The 814-nt window shown below is 63.9% G+C and carries 1 protein-coding gene and 1 pseudogene; both read left to right on the top strand.

Translation table 11 applies throughout. From position 1 onward, the window contains the following. On the top strand, nucleotides 1–521 hold a 521-nt coding region (locus tag A3764_RS00255), incomplete at its 5' end, for a TrbI/VirB10 family protein (RefSeq protein WP_150122007.1). Between the two features lie 4 nt (nucleotides 522–525). Beyond that, nucleotides 526–814 (top strand): annotated as a pseudogene (locus tag A3764_RS00250) (Flp pilus assembly complex ATPase component TadA); the annotation flags it as partial.

Raw genomic sequence — 814 nt, 5'->3', positions numbered from 1 at the left:
CCATGATCCAGGCCGTCATGGAAACTGCCCTTGACAGCTCCCTGCCCGGCCAGACCCGTGCCGTGGTGTCCGAGGATGTCTACAGCGTCGATGGCGTGGGCCTCTTGATCCCCCGAGGATCGCGTCTCATCGGGCGCTACCGCGCTGGCGTCGATATCGCGCAGCGCCGCGTCACGATCGCCTGGGACCGGATCATCCTGCCTGACAATCAGACCGTCCAGATCAGCTCCTTCGGAGGTGATGAACTGGGCCGTTCTGGCGTCACCGGCCTCATAGACACACGCTTCGCCGAGCGTTTCGGGTCGGCCGCCCTGATCTCGCTGATCTCGGCCGCGCCAAGTGCCGCCGCCTCCGAGGTTCAGGATGAGACTGCCGCCGACGTTCTCGAAGACGTTGGCGATGATCTGGCAGATGCCACGGACAGCGTCGTTGGCGATTACCTCTCCATCGGCCCCGTCATCTATGTCGACCAGGGCGCCCGCGTCACCGTCATGGTCGACCGCGATCTGGAGATATTCTGAGGCCATGTCGCTGAGCTATCTCGAAACCTCCCTCGACAGGATCGACGCCGCCGCCCGCGACGATGTCATCGAGATCTGCATCAATCCAGACGGGACCTGCTGGGGCGAATTCCAGGGCGATCACTTCATGCGCGCGCTGGATCAAAGGCTGACGGGCGTTCAGGTCAGGGACCTCGGCAACCAGATCGCCTCCTCTGCCAATACCACGATGAGCAAGGACCGCCCCATCGTCTCGGTCTCGATCACCTACAAGGGACGCCCGATCCGCGCACAGGTCATCACCCCGCCCGCCG

It is taken from the genome of Sulfitobacter sp. HI0129, assembly GCF_001635395.1.
In the GTDB taxonomy this organism is placed as follows: Bacteria; Pseudomonadota; Alphaproteobacteria; order Rhodobacterales; family Rhodobacteraceae; genus Sulfitobacter.
This window is presented reverse-complemented; position numbering and strand designations above follow the sequence as displayed.